Consider the following 636-nt stretch of genomic DNA (forward strand, 5'->3'; position numbering starts at 1 on the left):
GGTAATGACTCCAATTTACTGATAGTGTTTTATGTTCAGATAGTGCCCGATGACTTTGTCATGCAGCTCCACCGATTTTGAGAACGACAGGGACTTCCTGCCCAGCCTTGCCAGATGCTGTCTCAGATTCAGGTTGTGTCGCTCAATTCGCTGCGTGTAACGCTTACTGATGACGTGCAGTTTTCCCTTCAGACGTGACTCATACATCGGCCAGCCGTCCGTCATCCATACCACCACGTCAAAAACTGACAGCAGGCTCAGAAGACGCTCCAGTGTGGCCATAGTGCGTTCACCGAAAACGTGGGCTACCACCGCCCTGCGTATCCTGTCATACGCGTAAAACAGCCAGCGCTGACGTGATTTTGCACCGACGTAGCCCCATTGCTCGTCCATCTCCGCACAGACAATGACATCACTGCCCGGCTGTATCCGGGAGGTTACTGACTGCGGCCTGAGTTTTTTAAATGGCGCAAAATGGTGTTGAGGCCCACGCCCATTAGTCGTGCGGTGGCACGGCAACCGACGCCGTTCATAGCCATATCAATGATTTTCTGGTGTGTACCGGGCTGAGAAGCGGCATAAGTGAAGGTGAGCTGCCATGTTTTACGGCAGTGAGAGCAGAGATAACGTTGATGC

Annotated in this window: 1 pseudogene; it reads right to left on the bottom strand. The window is 52.7% G+C overall.

The features are described from left to right. Window positions 1-15 precede the first annotated feature (15 nt). Window positions 16-636, bottom strand: a pseudogene (locus ACLH1I_RS26610) (IS1 family transposase); the annotation flags it as partial.

The sequence above is a fragment of the Klebsiella sp. 1SOBk10mer genome, assembly GCF_046602535.1.
GTDB lineage: Bacteria > Pseudomonadota > Gammaproteobacteria > Enterobacterales > Enterobacteriaceae > Klebsiella > Klebsiella quasipneumoniae.